Below are 366 nucleotides of genomic sequence, written 5' to 3'. Positions count from 1 at the left end.
AACTAGATTTATTTTGGTGGCACTGTGATGGTATGTGTATTGATAACTTAAGTGCCCGGTCTATAAAACTAAACTTACCAGCATCATCATCTAATTCTCCTGATACATCTAACGAACCGTTGGAACAAATCAGTTTGCCATTTAATATTGCACTTAAGCGTTTAGCGGTCAGTGAGTTTGTGTTAAATCACACAAGTGCAAACGTAGTTGTTAATAATGTGGAGATTTCTGCAAAGGCACAAGGTGCTGATATTAAAATTAAAAACGTGAATATTCCGAGTGTTTTAATCGCGTTAAAAGAGCAGCCTGGAGAAAATACAGCCAGTTCTACCCCAATTACTGAGTTACCAGCATTACCTAATATCG

General features: G+C 37.2%; 1 protein-coding gene. It reads left to right on the top strand.

Going from position 1 to position 366, the window contains the following annotated elements; all coding sequences use genetic code 11:
• The coding region (locus tag SB765_RS28300; RefSeq protein WP_410932310.1) for a hypothetical protein at positions 1-366 on the top strand (366 nt) is incomplete at both ends.

Origin of the sequence: Pseudomonas sp. SIMBA_067 (assembly GCF_046534675.1) — a bacterium.
Classification (GTDB): domain Bacteria; phylum Pseudomonadota; class Gammaproteobacteria; order Pseudomonadales; family Pseudomonadaceae; genus Aquipseudomonas; species Aquipseudomonas putida.
This window is presented reverse-complemented; position numbering and strand designations above follow the sequence as displayed.